The organism is Marinomonas sp. UCMA 3892 (genome assembly GCF_012726345.1).
Taxonomy (GTDB): domain Bacteria; phylum Pseudomonadota; class Gammaproteobacteria; order Pseudomonadales; family Marinomonadaceae; genus Marinomonas.
Map to the genome: position 1 here is coordinate 1 of NZ_PTXN01000039.1, position 2,184 is coordinate 2,184.

Annotated in this window: 2 tRNA genes and 2 rRNA genes; all 4 read left to right on the forward strand. The window is 48.7% G+C overall.

Going from position 1 to position 2,184, the window contains the following annotated elements:
* Positions 1 to 446, forward strand: a 16S ribosomal RNA gene (locus B6N13_RS23235); the annotation flags it as partial.
* Positions 447 to 550: 104 nt separating this feature from the next.
* Positions 551 to 627 (forward strand) — tRNA-Ile (locus tag B6N13_RS23135).
* A 20-nt stretch (positions 628 to 647) separates the two neighbouring features.
* Positions 648 to 723, forward strand: a tRNA-Ala gene (locus B6N13_RS23140).
* A 308-nt stretch (positions 724 to 1,031) separates the two neighbouring features.
* A 23S ribosomal RNA gene (locus B6N13_RS23145) occupies positions 1,032 to 2,184 on the forward strand; the annotation flags it as partial.

Genomic DNA, 2,184 nt, shown 5'->3' on the forward strand with positions numbered 1-2,184 from the left:
TTTTTGTTGTCAGGGAGAGGACGGCATACGAGGTTCTCTGGAGTGTCGAGGGCTCGGGATGTGTATAAGGGACAGGGAGGAAGGTGGGGACGACGTCAAGTCATCATGGCCCTTACGAGTAGGGCTACACACGTGCTACAATGGCGTATACAGAGGGCTGCGAACTTGCGAGAGTAAGCGAATCCCAGAAAGTACGTCGTAGTCCGGATTGGAGTCTGCAACTCGACTCCATGAAGTCGGAATCGCTAGTAATCGTGAATCAGAATGTCACGGTGAATACGTTCCCGGGCCTTGTACACACCGCCCGTCACACCATGGGAGTTGATTGCTCCAGAAGTAGCTAGCTTAACCYTTCGGGGATGGCGGTTACCACGGAGTGGTCAATGACTGGGGTGAAGTCGTAACAAGGTAGCCCTAGGGGAACCTGGGGCTGGATCACCTCCTTAAACGATAGAAACCTCTGGTGAGCGTTCACACAAATTATCTGATGGTATTARCAAGTCACTTGTTGAATACAATATCTAGTTTATAAGAAGCACAGAAAGTATTTGGGTCTGTAGCTCAGTTGGTTAGAGCGCACCCCTGATAAGGGTGAGGTCGGCCGTTCAAATCGGCCCAGACCCACCAAATACGATCTAGAGAGAAATGGGGCTATAGCTCAGCTGGGAGAGCGCCTGCTTTGCACGCAGGAGGTCTGCGGTTCGATCCCGCATAGCTCCACCATTTACAGATCATTCTGTGCGAAAGATTTAGAGAGAGTTCTAAGCAAGACGCTAAGCATCTTACATTTTATTGTGTTGGGTGATTTTTAGTCTCTGACTTAGTGCTTTGCACTAAACTTGCTCTTTAACAATTCRAATTTTGAAATAGACGATAATCAAGCGTCAAACCGGTGGAAAGCACTTTAACCTAGTGACTTTCTAAATCGTAAATCCAGAGGGGTACAAAAGCCCTTTGGTATGTGATCTGAGTGTTGTTTTAATACTGACTCTTCTTAGAGTTGGGAATTAGAAAACTATTTTGGGTTATATGGTCAAGTGACCAAGCGTGCACGGTGGATGCCTTGGCAGTCAGAGGCGATGAAGGACGTGGTAATCTGCGAAAAGGTTCGGGGAGTTGATAAACAAGCTTTGATCCGAACATGTCCGAATGGGGAAACCCACTCTACTTGTAGAGTATCCCGCAGTGAATACATAGCTGTGTGGAGGCGAACCCGGGGAACTGAAACATCTAAGTACCCGGAGGAAAAGAAATCAACCGAGATTCCCTAAGTAGCGGCGAGCGAAAGGGGATTAGCCCTTAAGTGGTTTTGGTGTTAGTAGAAGGCTCTGGAAAGTGCCGCGATAGAGGGTGATAGCCCCGTATACGAAAACACCTTAATCATGAAAACGAGTAGGACGGGACACGTGTTATCCTGTCTGAATATGGGGGGACCATCCTCCAAGGCTAAATACTCCTGACTGACCGATAGTGAACCAGTACCGTGAGGGAAAGGCGAAAAGAACCCCTGTGAGGGGAGTGAAATAGATCCTGAAACCGTGTACGTACAAGCAGTGGGAGCGGACTTGTTCCGTGACTGCGTACCTTTTGTATAATGGGTCAACGACTTATTTTCAGTAGCAAGGTTAAGCACATAGTGGAGCCGTAGGGAAACCGAGTCTTAATAGGGCGTTTAGTTGCTGGGAATAGACCCGAAACCGGGCGATCTATCCATGAGCAGGTTGAAGGTTGAGTAACATCAACTGGAGGACCGAACCCACATCCGTTGAAAAGGCTGGGGATGACTTGTGGATAGGAGTGAAAGGCTAATCAAGCTCGGAGATAGCTGGTTCTCCTCGAAAGCTATTTAGGTAGCGCCTCGTATCTCACCATTGGGGGTAGAGCACTGTTTGGGCTAGGGGGTCATCCCGACTTACCAACCCCATGCAAACTCCGAATACCAATGAGTGCAATTACGGGAGACACACAGCGGGTGCTAACGTCCGTTGTGGAAAGGGAAACAACCCAGACCGTCAGCTAAGGTCCCAAAGTTACAGTTAAGTGGGAAACGATGTGGGAAGGCTTAGACAGCTAGGAGGTTGGCTTAGAAGCAGCCATCCTTTAAAGAAAGCGTAATAGCTCACTAGTCGAGTCGGCCTGCGCGGAAGATATAACGGGGCTCAAACTGTACACCGAAGCTACGGA